The organism is Campylobacter gracilis, from assembly GCF_001190745.1.
Lineage (GTDB): Bacteria > Campylobacterota > Campylobacteria > Campylobacterales > Campylobacteraceae > Campylobacter_B > Campylobacter_B gracilis.
The window spans coordinates 679,565-701,427 of record NZ_CP012196.1; the positions used below are offsets into that span (position 1 = coordinate 679,565).

General features: G+C 43.1%; 17 protein-coding genes. 15 read left to right on the forward strand and 2 right to left on the reverse strand.

From position 1 onward, the window contains the following. Positions 1-9 precede the first annotated feature (9 nt). Positions 10-729: a UMP kinase gene (gene pyrH, locus CGRAC_RS03600; RefSeq protein WP_005872284.1), complete on the reverse strand. Its 720-nt coding sequence runs from the start codon at positions 727-729 to the stop codon at positions 10-12. Between the two features lie 64 nt (positions 730-793). Next, complete coding sequence (locus CGRAC_RS03605; protein ID WP_005872283.1) at positions 794-2,137, reverse strand: apolipoprotein N-acyltransferase; 1,344 nt, start codon at positions 2,135-2,137, stop codon at positions 794-796. On the opposite strand from CGRAC_RS03605, the gene yajC reads away from it, so the two are divergent. The 15 genes from yajC to CGRAC_RS03680 all read left to right on the forward strand — a co-directional run bounded on the left by yajC (position 2,113) and on the right by CGRAC_RS03680 (position 21,852). Beyond that, positions 2,113-2,385, forward strand: a complete 273-nt coding sequence (yajC, locus tag CGRAC_RS03610; protein ID WP_005872282.1) for a preprotein translocase subunit YajC — start codon at positions 2,113-2,115, stop codon at positions 2,383-2,385. The genes CGRAC_RS03605 and yajC overlap by 25 nt on opposite strands. After that, positions 2,375-3,976, forward strand: coding sequence for a protein translocase subunit SecD (gene secD, locus CGRAC_RS03615; protein ID WP_005872281.1), 1,602 nt, complete (start codon positions 2,375-2,377; stop codon positions 3,974-3,976). The genes yajC and secD overlap by 11 nt, the downstream gene beginning before the upstream one ends. Continuing rightward, positions 3,963-4,931, forward strand: coding sequence for a protein translocase subunit SecF (secF, locus tag CGRAC_RS03620; RefSeq protein WP_005872280.1), 969 nt, complete (start codon positions 3,963-3,965; stop codon positions 4,929-4,931). Before secD ends, secF begins: the two co-directional genes overlap by 14 nt. A 9-nt stretch (positions 4,932-4,940) precedes the next feature. Continuing rightward, positions 4,941-5,282 (forward strand): DUF6394 family protein, encoded by a 342-nt coding sequence (locus tag CGRAC_RS03625; RefSeq protein ID WP_005872279.1) that lies wholly within the window; start codon positions 4,941-4,943, stop codon positions 5,280-5,282. A 9-nt stretch (positions 5,283-5,291) separates the two neighbouring features. Next, positions 5,292-7,739, forward strand: coding sequence for a leucine--tRNA ligase (gene leuS, locus CGRAC_RS03630; protein ID WP_005872278.1), 2,448 nt, complete (start codon positions 5,292-5,294; stop codon positions 7,737-7,739). 6 nt (positions 7,740-7,745) lie between these two features. Next, positions 7,746-8,285 (forward strand): LPS assembly lipoprotein LptE, encoded by a 540-nt coding sequence (gene lptE, locus CGRAC_RS03635; protein WP_005872277.1) that lies wholly within the window; start codon positions 7,746-7,748, stop codon positions 8,283-8,285. 7 nt (positions 8,286-8,292) lie between these two features. Beyond that, a complete protein-coding gene (locus CGRAC_RS03640; protein WP_143297844.1) occupies positions 8,293-9,843 on the forward strand; it encodes a folylpolyglutamate synthase/dihydrofolate synthase family protein in 1,551 nt (516 codons plus the stop codon). Beyond that, positions 9,836-10,729, forward strand: a complete 894-nt coding sequence (locus CGRAC_RS03645) for a M23 family metallopeptidase (RefSeq protein ID WP_005872272.1) — start codon at positions 9,836-9,838, stop codon at positions 10,727-10,729. The genes CGRAC_RS03640 and CGRAC_RS03645 overlap by 8 nt, the downstream gene beginning before the upstream one ends. Continuing rightward, positions 10,729-13,689, forward strand: a complete 2,961-nt coding sequence (locus CGRAC_RS03650; protein ID WP_005872270.1) for a DEAD/DEAH box helicase — start codon at positions 10,729-10,731, stop codon at positions 13,687-13,689. The genes CGRAC_RS03645 and CGRAC_RS03650 overlap by 1 nt, the downstream gene beginning before the upstream one ends. Positions 13,690-13,834: 145 nt before the next feature. Further along, complete coding sequence (locus tag CGRAC_RS03655) at positions 13,835-14,656, forward strand: ATP-binding protein (RefSeq protein WP_040304230.1); 822 nt, start codon at positions 13,835-13,837, stop codon at positions 14,654-14,656. Continuing rightward, the gene (locus tag CGRAC_RS12710; protein ID WP_005872266.1) at positions 14,653-14,778 is read left to right on the forward strand and encodes a hypothetical protein; all 126 of its coding nucleotides are present in this window, start codon (positions 14,653-14,655) and stop codon (positions 14,776-14,778) included. Before CGRAC_RS03655 ends, CGRAC_RS12710 begins: the two co-directional genes overlap by 4 nt. After that, positions 14,775-15,473, forward strand: coding sequence for a 3-methyladenine DNA glycosylase (locus CGRAC_RS03660; protein WP_005872264.1), 699 nt, complete (start codon positions 14,775-14,777; stop codon positions 15,471-15,473). Before CGRAC_RS12710 ends, CGRAC_RS03660 begins: the two co-directional genes overlap by 4 nt. Before the next feature lie 2 nt (positions 15,474-15,475). Beyond that, positions 15,476-17,533, forward strand: a complete 2,058-nt coding sequence (locus CGRAC_RS03665) for an ArnT family glycosyltransferase (protein ID WP_005872262.1) — start codon at positions 15,476-15,478, stop codon at positions 17,531-17,533. Between the two features lie 2 nt (positions 17,534-17,535). Further along, positions 17,536-19,569 carry an ArnT family glycosyltransferase gene (locus CGRAC_RS03670; RefSeq protein WP_040304100.1) on the forward strand — a complete coding sequence of 678 codons (2,034 nt, stop codon included), beginning with the start codon at positions 17,536-17,538 and terminating at the stop codon, positions 19,567-19,569. Positions 19,570-19,809: 240 nt separating this feature from the next. After that, entirely contained in the window at positions 19,810-21,852 is a 2,043-nt protein-coding gene (locus tag CGRAC_RS03680) for a hypothetical protein (protein WP_005872257.1), read from the forward strand. Positions 21,853-21,863: the final 11 nt, after the last annotated feature.

Here is a 21,863-nt window from a genome sequence, read left to right on the forward strand (position 1 = left end):
TTTAAAATTTCAGTTTTTTACGATCGAGCAGGAGCTTAGATCTCCGCCATCGACGATTTTGTATAAATTTCCGCTCTTAAACATATTGCATACGATGATCGGAAGTGCATTGTCCTTAGCAAGCGCGATAGCTGTATCGTCCATCACCCTGATGTTGTCGTGCAGGGCTTGATCGTAAGTGACTTTGGAAAGCAATTTGGCGTCTTTAAATTTTTGCGGATCTTTGTCGTAGATCCCCATTACCTTGGTGGCTTTTATGATAGCGTCTGCTCCGATCTCGATCGCGCGGAGAGTGCCCGCAGTATCGGTAGTAAAGAATGGATTTCCGGTGCCCGCGGCAAAGATCACGACGCGACCTTTTTCGAGGTGCCTTTTAGCGCGACCGATAATGAAGGTCTCGCAGATCGCTTCCATCTTTATCGCGCTTTGCACGCGTACGTCCATGCCTGCGTATTCTAGCGCTTCTCTCATCGCGATTGCGTTGATGACGGTCGCTAGCATGCCCATATGATCGCCGCTGGTGCGTTTGATGATACCGCTAGCTGCGGCGCTTACGCCTCTTATGATGTTGCCGCCGCCGATTACGATGCCTACTTCGATGCCGCCCTCTACGAGCTGCTTGATCTCTTTGGCGATAAATTTTAAAATTTCGCTGTCAATCCCAAAGCCGTTCTCTCCCGCTAGCGCTTCACCCGAAAATTTTACGAGTATGCGATTGTATTTAGCCATAAATTTAGCTCCTAATAAAATTTTAAAATATTACCTAAAAGTCGTTTAAAAATAACTTTTTAGGCTATTTTAGATGATCTTTAAGGCGGTTTATCCAGATCTTTTTCGGAGCGATTATTTCGCTAGCGCTGCCGTTTACGGCGTGATAGACCAATGTGCCGTGCAAGCTCGCGTAGTAGCGGATTATGAGGCGCTGCAAATAGGGCTCGTAGCTCGGCACGAACCAGCCGTTATTACTGATCGCTACGACGTATTTGGGCGAGCCTTCGTAAAGCTCTGCGCGCGTAGCCTCGTAGCAAACCGCGCTTCTTACGCTTCGCCCGCCAAGCTCGTAGTCGCTAAAGCCACTAGCCGTCGAAAAATCGGTCGCACCGCCTAGCAGCACGCGGTTGATAAAATTTCGCGCGAATTCCGGCAGCGGCACCATTTCGCCAAACGGCACCAAAATGTGCTTATCGAAGCGCTTCATTTCCCCGTTCGCAAAAAGATAGGCGCTGTTGTAAAATTTCCCGTCCTCATACGCTTCCGCGCCCGCTACGATAGTAATTGCGCGCGATTTTTCCTTTAGAGCTTCAACTAGCGCGTTTTCTAGATTTAGCGGCATCGCAAAGGCGCTCTCGGGCAGGATTATCGCGTCTTGTCCCTCTGCGATCGCCTCATCAATCCGAGCCAAATTTGCCAACGCGGCGGATAAAATTTTATCCTTCGCCCAGATGTCATGCTGCGAAATATCGGTGTTTGCGAGTGAAATTTTAATCGGTAGCGGCTCGGGCTCTTTTTGGCTGAATTGCAGCGCGCAGATCAAAAATACCGCAAAGATCGTGGCATTAAGCTTAGCCCGGGCGCCTCGTCCGCGCAGATACAAAACCGTGCAAAGCCCCGCTAAAATCAGAGCCAGCGCGCTAAGATCGGCTCTGAAAATTCCATGGCTTAGCAGCAGTTCAAAATTTAGCCAATCAAAGCCGAAAGGATGGATAAATTTTAGAATCAAAAGGCACGCAGCGCGCAAAACCGGCGCGTCAAAGATCACAAAGATGCGGAAAATAAAGGCGTAAACGAGGCAAATTCCAAGAATTTCAATCGGGATCAAAAATGCAAGATCGAAATAGATCAGGCTGAAGCTGATCCAGTGCATCCATAGCGCGCCGATAAAAAATCCGCACCAAAACCACTCCGCCTTGCTTGCTTTTAGCAGATAAAAAAGTGCTGCTATCGCGATCAGGGGCGAGAAAAATTCTGCCGCCAAAGCGCCTAAGCCGTCAAATTTAGAGCTTAAAATTTCTACGAAAATAAAATTTGAAAGCGCAAGGGCAAGAACAAAGCCTTTATTTATGTAACTTAATGTAAAATAGCTACTTTTTAAATTTCTAATGAAGGAAACACATGGAACAAGGAAACTTCTTTGCATCAATCCTGCCTATCGTCGTAATCTTTGCGATTATGTATTTTTTGATTATCAGACCGCAGCAAAAGCAGGCCAAGGATCATAAAGCGATGGTCGATGCGCTCGGCAAAGGCGATAAGATCATAACTAGCGGTGGCATAAAATGCACGGTCGTGAAAACAAACAATGATTTTATCACAGTTAAGCTTAACGATGAGGTCATGGTTGAGCTGGATAAACAATTTGTGGCAAGAAAATTAGATGAGCAGTAAAATTTCATACCGCCTGCTGATCTTTTTGGCTGCGGTTATTTTTTCGGCGATTTTTGCCGCGCCTTCGATCTTTCAGACCGAAAAGGGAAGCAAGATAAACTTGGGTTTGGATCTGCAAGGCGGCCTACATATGCTTTTGGAAGTTCAAAGCGACGAGGCGGTCGTTTCAAAGATCAAATCGATCGCTGCGAGCGTCAATTACGCCGCCAAGCGCGATGATCTGCTGATGGACGGGCTAAAATTGGAAGGTGATTCGTTCGAGTTTGAAATTTTAGACGCGGACGAGGCTTCTAAATTTGATGCAATTTTGCATAGTGCGGCAAGCGGATTAGACATTCAAAAATCTGGCGAAAAATACCGCGTCACGCTAACGCCTGAGGAGGTCGAAGCGACTAAAAAGTACGCGATCGAACAGGCCGTAGAAACTATCCGAAACCGCTTGGATCAATTCGGACTTGCGGAGCCGACGGTAGCAAAGCAGGGCGAGAGCTATATTTTGGTTGAGCTTCCTGGTGTCAAAAGTGCAGCGGATGAGCAGCGCGCCAAGGATCTGATCGCCAAAGCGGCTCACTTGCAGCTTATGGCAGTGGACGACGTGCGCCAAGACCGCGCGCAGACTATCAGCGCAGCGGATGCTAGAGCTTACGGAGACGTGATCTACCCGGACGTTAAAAATCCGAATTACAAGTATCTCATAAACGAAATTCCGGTGCTTGATGGCGCGATGCTAGTTGATGCGAAGGTTGCTTTCGATCAACACACCAATCAGCCGATCATAAATTTTACGCTGAATTCTCAAGGCGCTCAAATTTTTGGTGATTTTACTGGCAAAAATGTCGGTAAGCGCCTTGCGATCGTGCTTGATGGCAAGGTTTACTCCGCGCCGCGCATAAACGAGCGTATCGGCGGCGGTAGCGGTCAGATCAGCGGCGGATTTAACGTCGAAGAGGCGCACGACGTAGCGATCGCGCTTAGAAGCGGCGCGCTTTTGGCTCCGGTTAAAGTCTCAGAAACGCGCAGCATCGGTCCTAGCCTAGGACAAGATAGCATCGATAAAAGTATGGCAGCGCTTAGTCTTGCGGCGGTTGCAATTTTAATCTTTATGATTTTCTACTACGGCGTGGCGGGACTTTTTGCCGACATAGCGCTTGTAGTAAATATTTTATTTCTAATCGCTTGTATGGCGCTTTTTGGTGCAACATTAACGCTTCCTGGAATGGCGGGAATCGTGCTAACTATCGGAATGGCGGTGGATGCGAACGTTATCATTAATGAGCGCGTTAGAGAGGTGCTAAGGACGGGAGTTTCGATCCGACAAAGCATAAATAAAGGCTATGAAAATGCGATGAGCGCGATCGTGGATTCAAATATCACTACGCTAATTACTTCTGCTGCGCTTTATGCTTATGGCACGGGTCCGGTGAAGGGCTTTGCCGTCACGATGAGTATCGGTATCGTAGCGTCGATGATAACGGCGATTTTGGGCACTCATGGAATGTTTGAGTTAGTAATGGATAAGATGGAAAAGAGCAAAAATACCGCGCTTTGGCTCGGTTATAAAGTAAGAGGAGGCGCAAATGCAAGTGTTTGATAAGGGCAAAATTTATGATTTTATGAAATTTAGATATTTTACCTTTACGCTTTCTGCAGTTTTGATAATAGGCTCTATTGCGCTGTTTTTCATTAAAGGTGTCAGCTACGGCATCGATTTTAGCGGCGGTACGCTCATTCAGGTTAAATACGACGTCAAAGCACCGCTTGATGAGATCAGAAAGCGCTTCGAAGCAGCAAATTTAGGTAATATCAACGTTACGGAATTTGGTAGCGATCAAGAAGTCACGATTAGATATTCAGGCGCTGCGAGTGAACTGGGTGATAATCCAGCTTTAGCGGCGCAAAAAATTTTGCAAGGCAGCGGAAACTTCGACATTCGCAAGGTCGATATCGTAGGTCCTAAAGTCGGCGAGGAGCTTCGCACAAACGGAATTTTAGCGGTATGTGTGTCGTTTGCGCTCATTTTGGTTTATATCACCCTGCGGTTTGAATGGAGATTTGCGGTCGCCGCAGTGCTATCGGATCTGCACGACGTCGTAGTTGCCGTAGGTGCGATGATTTTAGCCGGCGTGGATTTCAACCTTGAAATTTTAGCTGCGCTTCTAACTATAATGGGCTATTCGCTAAACGATACCATCGTTGTTTTCGATAGAATTCGAGAGGGTGTAAAAGATAGTAAATCGATTAAGCTTGACGAGGTTATAAACGAATCGATCTCTCACACGCTATCGCGCACGCTGCTTACTTCGCTTACGACTCTCATCGTCATTGTGATTTTATTCGTCTGGGGCGGCGAGATGATCCACGGCTTTAGCTTCGTGATGCTAATAGGCGTCGTAGCAGGAACTTTCAGCTCTGTATTTGTAGCTGCTCCGATGCTGATTTTGTTTAAATTTAATGTCGAGAAATACCGCGCGTTTTTAGCCGAAAAACAGCGCCGTATCAAAGAGAAAGAAAAGAATCGCGCCATGTATGAAAAAGGCACGGTGTAAGGATAGAAGATGAACTGGGGAAGGGTAATTTACATATTTTTTGCGCTTATGAGTATGACTACGATAGGCGGGTTTTTGTATGAGAAGAATGAAATTTTACTTTTCATAGCAACCAGCGTAAATGCGGTCTCGACGCTTTTGAAGGTAGGCGTGCGAAATATGCTAGCAGCCGAGCTTTTTGCAAGCTCGCTCGTAGCGGATCTGCATCTCATACCGGCGTTCGTTTTGATTGTAGTAGCGCCGGGAGATCTATCGATCGTGACCTCGCTTGCCATCGGCGCGCTACTTGCAAACTTTTTCTCGCTAATTTTAATAGCGATCGAGTCGGCAAAAACTAAAGACGAATTCTAGGAGCGCAAAATGCCTTACGATAGTAAAAGTATTGAGCTTAAATGGCAGAAAATTTGGGACGAAGAGGGAGTTTTCGAGCCTAAGGACGATTATAGCCTGCCTAAAAAATATATCCTTTCGATGTTTCCCTACCCAAGCGGCCGCATCCACATGGGGCACGTGCGAAACTACAGCATCGGCGACGCGCTGAGCCGCTACTACAGGCTTCGCGGATACAACGTGCTTCAGCCGATCGGCTTTGACAGCTTCGGCATGCCTGCAGAAAACGCGGCGATCAAACATGGCATTCACCCTAAAACTTGGACCTACGAAAATATCGATTATATGAAAAACGAGCTGCACCGCCTGGGCTTTAGCTTTTCGGCTCGCCGTATGCTCGCTACCTCCGATCCGCTTTATACGCGCTGGGAGCAGGAATTTTTCATCAAACTTTTTGAAAAAGGACTCATCTACAGAAAAAGCGCCGTGGTAAACTGGTGCGAGCACGATCAGACAGTGCTTGCCAATGAGCAGGTCGAGGAGGGCAGGTGTTGGCGCTGCGGCAACGAGGTCGTGCAAAAGCAGATGCCTGGCTACTACCTAAAAATCACCGCCTACGCGCAGGAGCTTTTGGATTGCCTAAAACAGCTTGAGGGCAAGTGGCCCGCTCAGGTGCTTACGATGCAGGAAAACTGGATCGGACGCAGCGAGGGTTTGGAATTTAGCTTTAAATTTGACGAGCAAAGCAGCGCCAAACTTGGCGGCATCGAGGGCTTCAGGGTTTTTACGACGCGCCCCGATACGATCTACGGCATGAGCTACGCGGCACTTGCGCCGGAGCACGAGGTGGTAAAGAGGCTTTTGGATAATAATTTACTAGGCGCCGAAGCTGCGGCGAAGGTGAGAGAAATTTTAAATCAAAGCCCGCGCGAGCGCCAAGCAAGCGATAAAGACGGCGTGAGCCTCGGAATCAGCGTGCTTCATCCGCTAAGCGGCAAAAAAATCCCCGTTTGGACCGCAAATTTCGTCCTAGCAGAATACGGCGGCGGCGCGGTCATGGCGGTGCCTGCGCACGATGAGAGAGACTTCGAGTTCGCGAAGAAATTTAACCTGCCGATCATTCAAAGCATCGCTCCAAAAAGCGGCGATTACGACGCTAGCAAAGCCTACGTAGAGAGCGGAGTTTTGATAAATTCCGCGGAATTTAGCGGTATGGATAGCGAAAAAGCAAAAAGCGCCGTCATTTCAAAATTTGAGGAGCTAGGGCTCGGACGCCGCGTGGTAAATTTTAAACTGCGCGATTGGGGAGTGAGCCGCCAGCGCTACTGGGGCGCGCCGATTCCGATGATCCACTGCCCAAAATGCGGGCTGGTAAGCGAGGAAATTTCAAATCTGCCCGTAGAGCTTCCGCAGGATGTCAAGATCACCGGCAAAGGCAATCCGCTCGACGCGCATCCTAGCTGGAAGTTTTGCAAATGCCCTAAATGCGGCGGCGACGGGGTACGCGAGACCGACACGCTCGACACCTTTTTTGAAAGCTCGTGGTATTTCGCGCGCTATGCAAGCGACGAGCGAACGTGGCAGCAGCGGGCGTTTGACGAGCAAAGCGTGAACTACTGGATGAACGTCGATCAGTATATCGGCGGCATCGAGCACGCGATCTTGCACCTTTTATACGCGAGATTTTTCCAAAAGGCTCTTCGCGACATAGGCTATCTGCGCGATAGCGAGCCGTTTGAGCGGCTGCTAACTCAGGGTATGGTGCTAAAAGATGGCGCAAAGATGAGTAAAAGCAAAGGAAACACCGTCGATCCGGATGATATCATCGAGACCTATGGCGCCGATACGGCGAGACTTTTTATGCTTTTTGCCGCGCCTCCTCAAAAAGAGCTTGAGTGGAATGACAGCGCGGTAGAGGGCGCGTATAAATTTCTTAGCCGCCTCTACGATCGCGCCGAAAATGCCTACGCTACTGATAAAATTCCTCAGATCGATCACGCTGCTTTAAATAAAGAGGAAAAATACGCCCGCCTTAAAGTCTACGAGGCGCTTAAGAAATCACAGCAGGTTTATGAGAGCAGCTTTGCTTTCAATACCCTAATCGCTGCGTGTATGGAGGCGCTAAACGCGCTAAATGCGCAGAGTAACAAAGACGTATTCACCGAGGGCTACTTCGTGATCTTGTGCCTGCTCGAGCCTATTGTGCCGCACATCTGCGCCGAGCTTAGCGAGCGGCTGTTTAAGAGGCAGAATTTCGGCGAGCTGCGAGTTTGCGAAGAGGTCTTTGAGAGCGATACGATCAAGCTTGCCGTCACGATTAACGGCAAAAAGCGCGCCGAGTTTGAAGCGGGCGCAAGCCTAAGCGAGGGCGAAATTTTAAGCCTTGCGAAGCAGAACTGCGCCAAATGGTTAGAGGGCAAGAGCATCGTAAAAGAAATTTATGTCAAAAACAAGCTTGTAAATTTGGTGATAAAGTAGGCAAAGATGAGAAAAGCTTTAACCGTTTTTTGTTTGATTTTTTTAATCGGCTGCGGCTACAAACCCGTTTCAAGGATTGCAAAAGAGACGATGAGCGGAAGTGTATTTGTGGATGTGATGATGAGCAAGACCGATCCGCAAAACACCGTCGCGATCAAAGACGCGATCAGGCAGGGTATAGTCCAGCGCCTAGGGATGAGCCTTTCGGATAAAAACTCGGCGCAGACGATTGTAGTAGCAAGCATAAAAAGCCTAAGCTTTAGCGAGCTTTCATACGATCAGTTCGGCTATGTCACTAGCTACCGCGCAAATCTCATCGTAAATTTTAGCACCAAGCTTAAAAACGGCGAGGTTTTCAGCAAGGATTGCGTGGGCGATTACGATTTTAAAGTTAGCCGCCTAGTCAAAAATAGCTACGATACGAGCTCGATCATTAGCGATAAGGACCGCTACAAGGCGATCGAAAATGCCTCCGCGCAGGCGTTTGACGAGTTTATTTCGGCGCTTGCGATTAGGGGATTCAGACTTGAGCGGGCGCAGCATTAAAGAATTTTTGCAAAATCGCCCGATTTATTACAAAAAAATCGACTATGAGCGCTTCCCGCGGGCGTATGCCGCCATTAAAGATAAAATTCCGCTTAAAAACGTCATTCAGATCATCGGCACCAATGGCAAGGGCAGCACCGGGCGGTTTTTGGCTAACGCGATCGCCGCAGCGGGCTTTAGCGTCGGGCACTACACCAGCCCGCACGTTTTTAAGCTCAACGAGCGCATCTATCTAGGCGGACGCATCGCGCAAAGCCCTGTTTTTGCGTTAAATTCAGGCGCTTCAAATTTTAAAAACGAGCAAAATTCCGCTTCGGCGTCAAATTTTACGGAAAAACAAAATTCCGCAAAGATGCAAAATTTTGCGAATAGAGAGAATTCCGCCTCACAAATTTCTATTTCTAATTTGCAAAATTCCGCCACGCAGAATTTACATAGCGAGCAGAATTCCGCCCTGCAAAGTTTCGTTTCTACCACACGAAATTTTTGTAGCGAGCATAATTTCATCGCGCGAAATTCGATCGATACGCAAAATTATGCTTCTACACAAAATTTATGGAATTCGCAAGATCTCAAATCGCCGTCTGAGCAAAATTTTAAATCCGCTCAAAGCTCGCTTCCCATTTCGCTAGGTCGTGATGCTACGGATGAGGAGCTTGATTTCGCGCATGAGTTTTTGCAAGAGAGCTTGCCTGCGGAGTTTAAAGATAGCCTGTCGTATTTCGAGTATCTCACGCTTGCGGCGGCAGTGATCTTTAAAGATTGCGATTACTGCGTGATCGAGGCTGGGATGGGCGGCGAGTTTGACGCTACGTCGAGCTTCGGGCGCACGCTGTCGCTTTTTACACCGATCGGCACCGATCATTTGGGCATGCTAGGACAAAATCTAGAGCAGATCGCCCACACTAAGCTCATTACGATGGATAAGGAAGCGATTTTAAGCGACGAGATGAGCGAGGTTCCGCTTCGTATCGCGCAGCAGATCGCAGAGCAAAAAGGAACTCATTTGAGGTTTGCAACAGAGCTTTTAAGCAAGAGCGAGCAAGCGCAGATCGCGGAGTTTTGCGCGCACAATAATCTGCCTAAATTTCAAATTTCAAATTTAGCCCTAGCGCTTGCCGCGATGAAATTTTTAAATTTGAAATTTGAAATTTCACAGCTGCCGCCTCTAAATTTACGCGGCAGGATGGAAGTTTTGGCGCCAAATTTACGCGTGGATGTCGGACACAACGAGCTTGCGGCACAGCAAGTCGCCCGCGAAATTACCGAAATCTACGGAGGCAAAAAGATCGTGCTGATTTATAACGCCTTTGCCGATAAAGACGTAGCCGCGGTGCTACGGACTTTAGCACCCGTGGTAGAGCGCGTGGAGATCTTTAACTACGAGGTTGCGGATCGCGAAATGGCAGCAGAGGCGATAACCCGTGCGCTTGACGCGCTTAAAATTCCGCATTCGCCGTTTCGCGGCGAGCTTAGAGCGGACGAGGAGTATTTGGTTTTCGGCTCGTTTCATTTGGTAGAAAATTTCATTTTATGGCTTGAGGCACGCCGTGGCTAAAACTAAACTCACCCTAAGCGATCACTTTGGCACCAAGACGCTGTATTTTGGCGAAAATTTTAGATTTCAACTTAAAATTTTATCTGCGTTTTTCGTAATTTTTCTGCTCGTTCTGTTTTTTGCGATATTTAAACTCGCGAGCGACCGATCAAATTTAAAGGAGCTAAACAAAACCCTCTACGCCGAAAATCTCGCGCTTAAAGAGCAAAATATCGCGCTTGAGGGCAAAAATGAGGAGGTGCTTGCCAAGCTGGACGGACGCGAAGACGATGGAGGCGGGCTGGATAGTGATATCCAGGTAATGCTCGCGATGAACGAGATGAAAAAGGAGCGCAAAAAGGGCTCCGGCGCGCATATCGCAGCTAGCGAAAAAACGGCGAGCGCGATTCTTAGCGCTGTACCTAACGGACTTCCGATGCAGTATCGTGGCGTCACTAGCCCTTTTGGGATGCGCACTCATCCAATCAGCGGCGTTATGAGGATGCACCACGGCATCGACTTGCGAGCAAGCGAGGGCACTCCGGTGTTTGCGACAGCAGAGGGCTTTGTGCAGTTTGCAGGCGGCAGTGGTAGCGGATATGGAATTTTAGTGATTCTATCGCACAATTACGGTTTTGAGACCCGCTACGGCCACCTTAGCTCCGCGGTCGTAACGCCCGGTTCTTGGGTTAAAAAGGGCGATCTTATCGGCTATAGCGGCAACACCGGCTACAGCACCGGCCCACACCTGCATTACGAAGTTAGGTTTTTGGCTCAAAGCGTCGATCCTGCAAATTTTATGAGCTGGAACGCGCAGAATTTCAAAAATATCTCGACCTTGGAGCCTAACGTATCGTGGCAGGAGATCGCAAATGTCGTGCAGCACCAGATCGAAAGGTTTAAATAATGCAAGCCGAGGTTTACGAATACTTTTTGCAAAACCAAAAAGAGCTTTTGATCTGCGAGGACGATAAAGAGGCTGCGGCGTGCGAGCAGGTGCTTAAATTTATGGGCTACGCGGCCTTTTGCCTGCCAGATTTTAGAGCGAGCTTCGGCGAGGATCTGCGTAGCTACATGGGTGAGCTAGCAGGCATCAGCACCGCTCTTAGCGCGTTTTACAAAGCAAGCGGTAAAAAAATTTTAATCTCGCCCGTCCGCACGATCTTAAATAAACTCCCCGCCGCAAGCCATCTGCGCCCGTTAAATATAAAATTTGGAAGCGAATTAAACTTAGGCGGGCTGAAAGAGGAAATTTTGCGCCTTGGATACGACGTGCGCGACATCGTCGAAAGCGTGGGCGAGGTGAGCTTCCGTGGCGAGATCGTCGATATTTTTTCGGTAGGGAGCGAAAGCGCGGTTAGAATTCTACTCGAAGGCGAGACGGTCGAGAGTATCAGGCGCTTTGACGTCGCGACGCAAAAAAGCGAAAAAGATGAACTTGCGCAAGCCGAGATAGCGCCGTTTTTGGCAAATTTAAGCGAGGACGAGTTTGAGAGCGTGAGCGAAAAGATATCGCGCGCGGATAGCGACGCGTTAGCGCGCGATCTGGGCTCGCTCGGGTTTTGGTTCATCGATGGCTTCGTCGATTACGCGGAGGCGTTTGATTGCGTCTTGCTGCACGAGATCAAAAAGGATGAAATTTTTTCCGAGCGCAATTTGGATTTTTTAGACGCGATCGAGGTACTGCCTGCGGCGCGTAAATTTAAAGACCTCACCGTGACGCCGTCGCAGGAATTTTTTGAATTCCACCGCAGCGAGGCTATCACGCTCATCGCGCGAAACGACGCTCTGCTAGCGCCGTTTGATCTCGGCGGATTTAGCAATATCGAAATTTTACGCGAGGATTTCGTCGTAAATTTAATAAGTGCCGAGCGGATCATCCTTTCGCTAAACAAAGCGGCGCCTAAAAAGCGCGTGCGAAGATCGAGCCTAGCTCTGGATGAGCTAAACGTGGGCGATTTTGTCGTGCACGAAGATCACGGTATCGCTAAATTTAACGGGCTCGAGCTCATCGAGGTGATGGGACACAGCAAGGAGTTCGTATCCCTGCTCTACGAGGGCGGCGACAAGCTGCTGCTGCCGGTCGAGTATCTAAACAAGATCGATCGCTACGTCGCAAGCGGCGGCGCGGTAAGCTTGGATCATCTGGGCAGAGCGAGCTTTTCAAAAATCAAAGAGCGAGTGCGCGAAAAGCTCTTTGCGATCGCTTCAAATATCATCGCGCTGGCTGCCAAGCGCGAGCTGGTGCGAGGGCTCGTCATCAAAAACGAAAGCGCGGATTATGCGAAATTTTTAAGCGCAAGCGGCTTTAGCTACACGAGCGATCAGCAAAAGGCGGTGGGCGCGATTTTAGCGGATCTGCAAAGCGGCAAGGTGATGGATCGCCTACTTAGCGGCGACGTGGGCTTTGGAAAGACCGAGGTTGCGATGAATGCGATTTTTGCCTGCATCCGTAGCGGCCATTCGGTGCTGTTTTTCGTACCCACTACGCTGCTTAGCTCACAGCATTACGCTACGCTTAGCGAGCGCTTTAGGGAGTTTGAAATTCCCGTTTTCAAGCTCGATCGCTTTAGCAGCGCGAGGCAAAAGAGTGAAATTTTAAAGCGCCTGCAAAGCGGCGAGGCGATCGTCGTGGTCGGCACGCACTCACTTTTAAATTTAAATCCCGCAAATTTAGGGCTTATAATCATCGATGAGGAGCATAAATTCGGCGTTAAGCAAAAGGAGCGGCTCAAAGAGAAAAGCGCCGCCTCGCACCTGCTTAGTATGTCCGCGACGCCGATACCGCGCAGCCTAAATATGGCGCTAAGCTCGATTAAAAGCTACTCCACGCTGCTTAGCCCGCCGCAGGACCGCCTGGACGTGCGCACCTTCGTCAAGCAGTGGGACGAAAAGATCGTAAAAGAGGCGATCTCGCGCGAGCTGCGACGCGGCGGGCAGATTTTTTACGTCCATAACCACATCGCGACGATGCAAAGCGCCAAAAAGAAGCTGCTTGAAATTTTGCCGAGCCTTAAAATTTTAATTCTACACTCCAAGATCGATGCTAAGACGACGGAGGATGAAATTCTAAAATTTGTGGCGGGTGGATACGATCTGCTGCTTTGCACCAGCATCGTAGAAAGCGGCATTCATATGCCGCGCGTAAATACAATCATCGTCGAAAACGCTGATAAATTCGGTATCGCCGATCTGCACCAGCTGCGCGGTCGCGTCGGGCGCAGCAACAAACAGGGCTTTTGCTACTTTTTGATCGAGGATAAAACCGCTCTTACGCAGGACGCGCTAAAACGGCTCGTAGCGCTTGAGAGCAACTCATTTTTGGGTAGCGGCTCGGTGCTAGCGTATCACGATCTGGAGATTCGTGGCGGCGGAAACCTACTCGGAGAGGCGCAGAGCGGGCATATCGAAGCGATCGGCTACTCGCTTTATCTAAAGATGCTCGAAGAGGAGATCGGCAAGCTGCTAAGCAGAAAGAGCGCCGCTGCGAGCGTGGAGCTTAAAATTTCCGTAAACGCCTTTTTAAACTCGGAATTTATCAGAGAGGATCGCCTGCGCTTGGATCTTTACAGGCGGCTTAGCAAGTGCGCCGAGGCGAGCGAAGTGCTTGAAATTTTCGGTGAGATCGAGGATCGCTTCGGGCGCGCGGATATCTACACCAAGCAATTCATCGACGTGATGATGATTAAGGTTTTGGCTACGAAGCTTGGCTTGCGCGTGATTTCGAGCATGGACGAAAATATCTTGATCACCCTTGCAAACGGCGATAAGGTGCGATTAAAGGCGCAGACGCGCGATGATGACGACGTGATAAACGAAATTTTAATCTATCTGCGAAGGGAGCTAAAAAATGCGAACTTGCGATGAAAATATCAAAAAAAGCGCGAGCAAAAGTAGAAGTGAAGAGTTGAATTTAGCCGCGGCGAGCGGTTTAAATTTAGCGCCGCAAGCCGTCCTAAAAAGCGCGCAGAGCGACGCCAGTGAGCAAATTTATTTCAGCGATTTTAGCGCGATTGATTGGCGCACGGCGCAGGTCGCCGTCTTTCGCGCGAGCAAAAAGGCGCTAAAGATCGTCCGTGACATCGATTTTACCGATCTTGACGCGCTCGTGGGGCTAGAGAGCCAAAAATCGGCTCTTATAAAAAACACGGGCGCTTTCCTGCGCGACTGCAGCGCCAACCACGTACTTTTGTGGGGCGAGAGCGGCTGCGGCAAATCAAGCCTTGCGAAGGCGGTTTTTTCTAAATTTATCCCGCAAGGCCTTAAGATCATCGAGATCGGCAGGGACGATCTGGGCTATCTCGTGGATATAATCGACGCGATCCGCGAAAGGAATTTTAAATTTATCATCTTTTGCGACGATTTGAGTTTTGAGCTTGGCGAGAGCGGCTACAAGCACCTTAAGCCGCTGCTAGAAGGATCCTTAGAGCGCGCGCCGCGCAACGTGCTGATGTATGCGACGTCCAACCGCCGCCACATCGTAGGCGAATGCACAAGCGATAATGACGCCGCGCAGATCAGCCGCGGCGAGCTGCACCTAAGCGACGCGGCGAACGAGCGAATCAGCCTGAGCGAGCGCTTCGGGCTGCAACTAAGCTTTTACGGCGGGAGCATGCGGGAGTATTTAGGGATCGTAGATGCCTATTTTGCGGCTGCGCAAGGTATGAGCGCGGCAGAATTTCGCTTGAGCTTTGCCGCAAATTTAGATGCGCTGCACGCAAAGGCAAGGGAGTTTGCGATGCTTCGCGCAAGCCGCAGCGGCCGCGCGGCAAAGCAGTTTTTCTTGAGCTTTGGCGAGGAATTTTTTGCAAATTTAAAAGGCGGCGACAGATGAATACGGCGCGCGAATTTAAATTTGGCGTAAATTTTATCGCCGTGCTAGAGTGCATGCGGAAAATCGCCGCCGCCGCGCAAAATTTTAGAAACGATGCCAGAAATTTAGGAGAAGCGAAATGAGCGCGACCGAGCTTTTTATCGCGCTTTTTCGCGCCGTGGAAATTAAGGATTTTCGCTGGTGGCCCGAGTTTGGAAGCTTTGAGGTGGTCGTGGGGGCGATTTTGATCCAAAATACGGCGTGGCGTAATGCCGATGCGGCACTGCAAAACCTGCGTAGCAAGGGGCTTTTGAGCCTAGATGGGATCGCTGGGCTAGATAAAGCGGAGCTTGCGGAGATCATTAAAGTGAGCGGATTTTATAATCAAAAAGCGAGACGCCTAAGCTTGCTTTGCAAAGCGATAATCGCGGATTTTGGGGATTTTGAGAGCTTCAAGGCGGGCGTTAGCCGTGAGTGGCTGCTAGCGCGCAAGGGGATCGGTGCGGAGAGCTGCGATGCGATCTTGTGCTATGCGTGCGAGCGCGCGGTGATGGTCGCAGATAGCTATTCGGCGCGGCTGCTCGAGGCTTTGGACTATGAGTTTGAAAGCTACGACGAGCTTAGCGCATGGCTTAGTGAGCTGGAATTTGAGCGGATCTATGAGCTTGTAAATTCTGCTAATCTTCCCTGCGATGCGGTGGCAAAAGTAGATAAGCTGGAGAACGAAAACGGCGCGTATGCGTTATTTCATGGGCTCATCGTGGAATTTTGCAAAGCACATTTGAAAGGTAAAATTTTCGACGAGAGCGCGAAAATAATTTTAAATGATTTGAGGTAGATATGTTTAACACTAAAATTTTAGAAAATTTAATGGTTGCTTTTTGCTTTTGTATAACGCTTGCGTTACATTTACTGATATTTAACCATTACTTCTCACTCCAAGAAGGCTGGTGGGAAACCTATGCTTATTTAGTAAATAGGGGAGAGGTGATAAATAAAGATTTTTATCTAGCATGGACTCCGTTATTTGTATATATAAACGCCTTTTATCAAAAAATATTTGGGATAAATTTTTTTGCTTTTGCCTGCATCGGTGTAGTAGCTGCAATGATACAGGTGATCTTGCTTTATGCTGTTTTGAGGGAGTTTTTTTCTAAAGTAAGTAGCGCTGTAGCAGCAATTTTTGCGAGCTTGCTATGGATCGTTGGTGGGTCGTATATCGCCAAAGACTATCATACCTACGTCTTCATCATAGAATTTTCTACTCTATTATTTCTAGTAAGATCCATAAAGAACGAGAATTCTAAAAAAGGTATCATATATCAAATACTTGGAATCTTATTTCTAGTCCTACTTTTTTTTATAAAACAAAATGTGGGATTAGTTCTTTTTGCAAGTCTTTTTGTATCTTATGCTTTTATATCTAGTAGCGTAAAAGATTATTTAAAAAGAATAGGATTTTTACTACTCTTTACTATTATATTCTTTGCATCCATAAATTTCATCATGCCTTTTGATCCTTCATCAATAATAGATAATGATTCAAAAGGAAGTCTATGGACGATAGCGACGAGGTTTTGGACAAATAATGTAAATTTTGAGACTTTATTAAATGGATTTTATGTCTTTTGTATCATTCTAATCCTTTTTTACCTTAGAAACTATATAAAGGATTTTTATGCAAAAATTTTATTAAAAATTATATCTGTTACTACTAAAGAATTTCGCATATTTATTCTTATTTTAATTTATATATTTCCAATTTATGGCTTTATTTATATTATTAATAACTTTGGAATTTCAATGTATCGTTTTATATCAGCCGCAATAGGTCTAATTCTCTTTATTATGTATGCTTTTTTTATAAAAAATAATCGATTCTACAATTCACAAAAATATGTATTTATAACTTTATCGATGACGGCTATTTCCTACGCAGGGACCTTTGCAGATTTATTTACGGCTAATTCAAATATGATTTGCATAGCTTTTTTATGTGCTTTTATAATAAATTATACAAGAATTAAACATATTAAAAATATATTAGTGTGTTTTTTATTAATTTCTATATATTTTAATATCGAATCTGTTTTATATACACCATATCAATGGAATTACAATTATCAAACTAATGTATTTAATGCTAGAACTCAAAGTACTTATCCGCAACTTAAAGGCATCTATATGGATGAAAGGACTGCAAATATTTATAATTATTTTATGATTTATGTTAATGAAAAATCAAAATCCAAAGATGATTTTTACTTTTTTAATTTGCCTATAATGTATTTATTAAATAATAAAATTCCACCATATAGGCTAGTAACACATTGGTTTGATGTATCATCATCTAAAGCCATAGAAGAGGAGTATAATGAATTTATAAAGTCACCTACGCGAAACATTGTAATGTATCAATACCAAACTTACTTTTCTTTGGCACATAAACGTTTTCAAGGTAAAAGTTCTTTTAAACAGGCTGATTTTTATGAAATAATGAACAAATGGGTAAAAGAAGGAAAGTATAAATTTATAGGATCTATTATAGTACCGTATGACGACGCCTCTTTGGAAGAAGAGAAAAATCATATACTTAAGAATTTATTAATTATACTTCAGAATGATAAATTTTTTGGTATGAGTCGCGATGAGTTTACGAACTGGCTTAAAGACAACGGTATAACACTTACATATGTTAAGCATGAAGAAGTAAAAGCTGATGATCAAAATCCTAAACAGTTGGATGAGAATAAGCAAGATTTGATGCAAAATGGTGATATATTACAAATGGACGGAAGCGTAGCTGATTTAAGTAGGATATTTCCGCAATTGGGAGTGGCACCCATCGAATCTACCTTTTTTAATACGATAAATATTTATGAAAGACAAGAAGACTAACTATGAATGATATACGTCTAGAAAAATTTATAATAGCTTTATCTCTTATAACAGTTTTAATCCTACATCTCCTCATCTTTAACCATTACTTCTCACTCCAAGAAGGATGGTGGGAAACCTATGCTTATTTAGTAAATAAAGGAGAAGTGATCAATAAAGATTTTTATCTAGCATGGACTCCGTTATTTGTATATATAAACGCCTTTTATCAAAAAATATTCGGGATAAATTTCTTTGCCTTTGCCTGCATCGGCGTAGTAGCCGCAATGATACAGGTAATTTTATTGTATTTGGTTTTGAGAGAATTTTTTTCTAGGGTAAGTAGTATTTTGGGGGCTACATTCGCTAGTTTTTTATGGTTTGGTATGGAGACGTATATCGCCAAAGACTACCATACCTACGTCTTCATCATAGAATTTTCTACTCTATTATTTCTAGTAAAATCCATAAAAAATGAAAATTCTAAAAAAGGCATCATATATCAAATACTTGGAATCTTATTTTTAGTCCTGCTTTTTTTCATAAAGCAAAATGTAGGTTTGGTTCTTTTCGCTAGTCTTTTTGTATCTTATGCTTTTATATCTAGTAACGTAAAAGATTATTTAAAAAGAATAGGATTTTTACTGCTCTTTACTGCTATATTCTTTGCATCCATAAATTTCATAATGCCTTTTGATCTTTCATCAATAACAGATAACGACTCAAAAGGAAGTCTATGGACGATAGCGACGAGGTTTATTTTTGAGCCATTATTATTTAAGAATTTAATTGTGGCATTTACTATATTTATTTTTATACTAGTATTAAAAAGATACTTTGATTGTATTTGTTGTATATATGATAAAACTATGATGAAAATAATGCATGATGTTGCTAGTCCTATAAGATTCGCAATGGTGGGTGCAATTTTTATAGTGCTTGGATATTTTATAATTCATTTTACTAGCAAGCATATCTATATCGGCTTTTCTATATCTATAATACTATTTATAATTACCATGGTATTTATTATTAAAAATGCTAAAATTTATAAATCTAAAGAATATAAATTTATGACGCTAGCCATTACGGCCATAGTATATAGTGGTACCTTAACTTCGTATGCGCTAGACATGAATACTATATTGCTTTGCCTGAGCTTTGCCTTTGCATATATATTAAATCAAAATTTAAGAAATTTTGTAAGGGCGATATTTTTATTCTGGATGCTTTTTATAATGGCTTTAATATTTTATAGTAAGCTATTAAATCCATATAATTGGTTAGAGAATTATCAACCAAGTATATTTCGGGCAGATAGCGAGGCTTCTTATCCGCAATTAAAGGGTATAAAAATGGATAAGAAAATTTCTGAAATTTTAGATTTTTTTCATGAATATGTTGGTAAAAAATCCAAGTCTGATAAAGATTTTTACTTTTTCAACTTTCCTATAATGTATCTATTAAACGATAAAATTCCACCATATAAATTGATGACGCAGTGGTTTGATGTAGTGCCTACAAAGCTGGCAAATAAGGAATACGAAGATTTTATAAATAACCCAAGTGATAACGTGGTATTGTATCAATATTCTGCTTTAGCATTTGATGTTCACAAGAGATTTTTACAAAAAGATCATTTTATGCAAGAAGAATTTCATAAAACTATGAATGAGTGGGTTAAAGAGGGTAAATATAAATTTATTAGATCTTTTATAGTGCCTAGTTATTTAGAATACGCTCCAAGGTATCAAAATGGAGCTATCAAAATGGAAGTAATAATACAAAATAGTGCTTTGATCGTTGAAAATTATAAAAAATTAAAAATTTGGCTTGATGCGAATGGAATAATTTTAGAGAAAGTAAAACGAGATGGTGCGAATATATATAGTAGCGATGATTTGGATGATGTATCGCAAAGTATAAGTATAGGTGATGTTGTTGTTATTGAGGGGCCGATAAAGTATGTTTTTGCCATCTTTCCTCAAATAGGTGTCATGCCAATTGATAGATCAGGGAGACTAAATTCGATAAATATATATGAAAGGATCAAATAGTGAAGAGAATTACTTTAATAAAGATATTCGTCTATTATATTTTAATAAATGCTCTAATTTATTTATTTCTCTTTCCGGCAGAGAAATTTAGCGACCATAAGTATGCTTATAACGACTATGGTTTATCGTTTTTAGCAAAAAGCAATAATGTTTTATTTTTTTATCTATTTTATATATTTATTACATCGATAGTATTTACTATTCTGCTTTGGTTCATAAGATATAAATCTGGAGGAAGCGATGAATAATGCTATAAAGTATGCAATCAATTTCTTTGTTGCGTTATTGGTTGTAGTACAAGTTATATTTTTTGTATATGGAATTTTTACAGATTTTAAACTAATTAATGAATTTAAAAATATAGATGAAGAGACACTAGTGGGTGACAAATTTGTTAAAAATAGTGAATATATAAAACAGAATTTAATCTTTGAACCTCTAAAATCATCTATGTATCAATATAATTCTTATAACGATATAGTTTCAAAATGTAAATCCATATCTAGCGGTTGTAAATATAGTGTAATTCATGGCGATGCTCATAATTCACAATTTGCTACTTTATATAATAGAGATTATAATATAACCATGTTTGATGCCCTAATAAATCCTAGTAGTAATAGTTCTGCCAATGCTATAGTTAATACTTTGATGAATTATAATGATAGAACAAAAAACCAAGATACTGGCGCTTGGGATGCGTATCCTTTATTTTGGGCAGACTCTCTGGACAAGCTGCAGGAAAAAGTAGATTTTATTGCAAACAATCTTTATGAGCAGCAAACACAACTTATAAATCGCTATTTTTGGCATGAAGCCCCCTTTATGTTGAATGCCGTAAATGAACTAAATCTAGGTAGAGATAAATCTGAAATTTTTTCTCAGTATGGATTTTTGAGTGCCTACACGGTAAAATTTATTATGCAAAGCTTGGGAGGCATAAACGTAGAGAATTTTGACAAGGCAAAGAATATAATTAATTTAATATATTATATTATTTCTATAGTATTTATAATTTTATTTACTAAAAATTATTTTATTAGATTTATTTTTATAATTCTCTTTAGCATATATTTTTTTAGCATAGGGTTTCATTCTTATCATTTTGCTCCAACGCATGTCTATATTAGGCATTTCTTTGATATTTTAATAGCATTAATGCTTTTTTGGTCTATGGAATTTAAAGAATTGAGATTGTATTACGTAGCTATAGTCTTTGCATTGGGGATTTTATCTATACTTTTAGTAAAGGATTTTGGACTATTCCTATTTTTATCTATAGTTGGTACTTTTATAATAAAATATGTATTAGAATTTATCGAGCGCAGAAGGGTTGATCTAAAAGAACTTTGGATCTTTATAATTTTTATATTATTTAGCATAATTGCTTGTATAAAATATCCACTCATGGATAATCCATCTACGAAATACTTTTTAGATGGCTTTTATTCTCTCCCTATCAGTATGCCAATTTACATGCTATTATTATTTGCTATATCTCTGCTTTGGCTCGGGCTTATATGGTTTTATGTGGAGCTTAAAAGATCGAATTATCTTTTAAGCTATATATTTTTACTTTTCTATACTGAATTTTTATGTGTTTTTTTTGTATGGAAAGGGAATTTTGATAATATAAATTTTGCTATCATTACTTTGCCTATGTTGATACTATTTCATTTCATAGTTAAAAGAGTTAGAGATATTTTATATATTATAATAGTACCTATACTCATATTTGCTTATGCCAAATACTGCTATGAATATATATCCCAAATGACACTATATGAAAATACTTTTGCCACACACAGAAATTATAAATGGGATCATGAAAGAGCAGGTGGTATTATTACTACCTATTCATTTGAGCGCTTTGATGATGCTTTAAGACTTATAAACAAGTACTCTAAAAATTCAAATGAGTTATATATGATATCCAAATATGACAATATGTTACAATTCTTTAGTAAAAAATATAGTGGATTAAAGTATTTTGAACTAAAATCCTTTATAGTCACAGATAATGAATACAATGAAGTTTTAGATCTCATAAATTCCAAAGCCGATATCTTATATGTTGATACTGACATTTTTAATGTATATTATAAAGAGCTAAAAGAGAGACGTTTTTTCGATGTTTATAATAATCAATGGCTACCAAACGATGTTATGCGGCGAATTATACAATTAAAAATATTACTAAATCTTTTTGATGATGTTCGCGATAAATATGAGCTGGTAGAGCACGGTAAATTAATAGATGTGTATAAAAGGAAAAAAGAATAATTTTAATATGT

Coding starts and splice junctions, on each gene's coding strand:
- CGRAC_RS03670 (WP_040304100.1), top strand. CDS start 17,536: ATGAATGATATACGTCTAGAAAAATTTATAATAGCTTTATCTCTTATA.
- yajC (WP_005872282.1), top strand. CDS start 2,113: ATGGAACAAGGAAACTTCTTTGCATCAATCCTGCCTATCGTCGTAATC.
- CGRAC_RS03680 (WP_005872257.1), top strand. CDS start 19,810: ATGAATAATGCTATAAAGTATGCAATCAATTTCTTTGTTGCGTTATTG.
- leuS (WP_005872278.1), top strand. CDS start 5,292: ATGCCTTACGATAGTAAAAGTATTGAGCTTAAATGGCAGAAAATTTGG.
- CGRAC_RS03625 (WP_005872279.1), top strand. CDS start 4,941: ATGAACTGGGGAAGGGTAATTTACATATTTTTTGCGCTTATGAGTATG.
- lptE (WP_005872277.1), top strand. CDS start 7,746: ATGAGAAAAGCTTTAACCGTTTTTTGTTTGATTTTTTTAATCGGCTGC.
- CGRAC_RS12710 (WP_005872266.1), top strand. CDS start 14,653: ATGAATACGGCGCGCGAATTTAAATTTGGCGTAAATTTTATCGCCGTG.
- CGRAC_RS03665 (WP_005872262.1), top strand. CDS start 15,476: ATGTTTAACACTAAAATTTTAGAAAATTTAATGGTTGCTTTTTGCTTT.
- CGRAC_RS03605 (WP_005872283.1), bottom strand. CDS start 2,137: ATGCAAAGAAGTTTCCTTGTTCCATGTGTTTCCTTCATTAGAAATTTA.
- pyrH (WP_005872284.1), bottom strand. CDS start 729: ATGGCTAAATACAATCGCATACTCGTAAAATTTTCGGGTGAAGCGCTA.
- secF (WP_005872280.1), top strand. CDS start 3,963: ATGCAAGTGTTTGATAAGGGCAAAATTTATGATTTTATGAAATTTAGA.
- CGRAC_RS03650 (WP_005872270.1), top strand. CDS start 10,729: ATGCAAGCCGAGGTTTACGAATACTTTTTGCAAAACCAAAAAGAGCTT.
- secD (WP_005872281.1), top strand. CDS start 2,375: ATGAGCAGTAAAATTTCATACCGCCTGCTGATCTTTTTGGCTGCGGTT.
- CGRAC_RS03660 (WP_005872264.1), top strand. CDS start 14,775: ATGAGCGCGACCGAGCTTTTTATCGCGCTTTTTCGCGCCGTGGAAATT.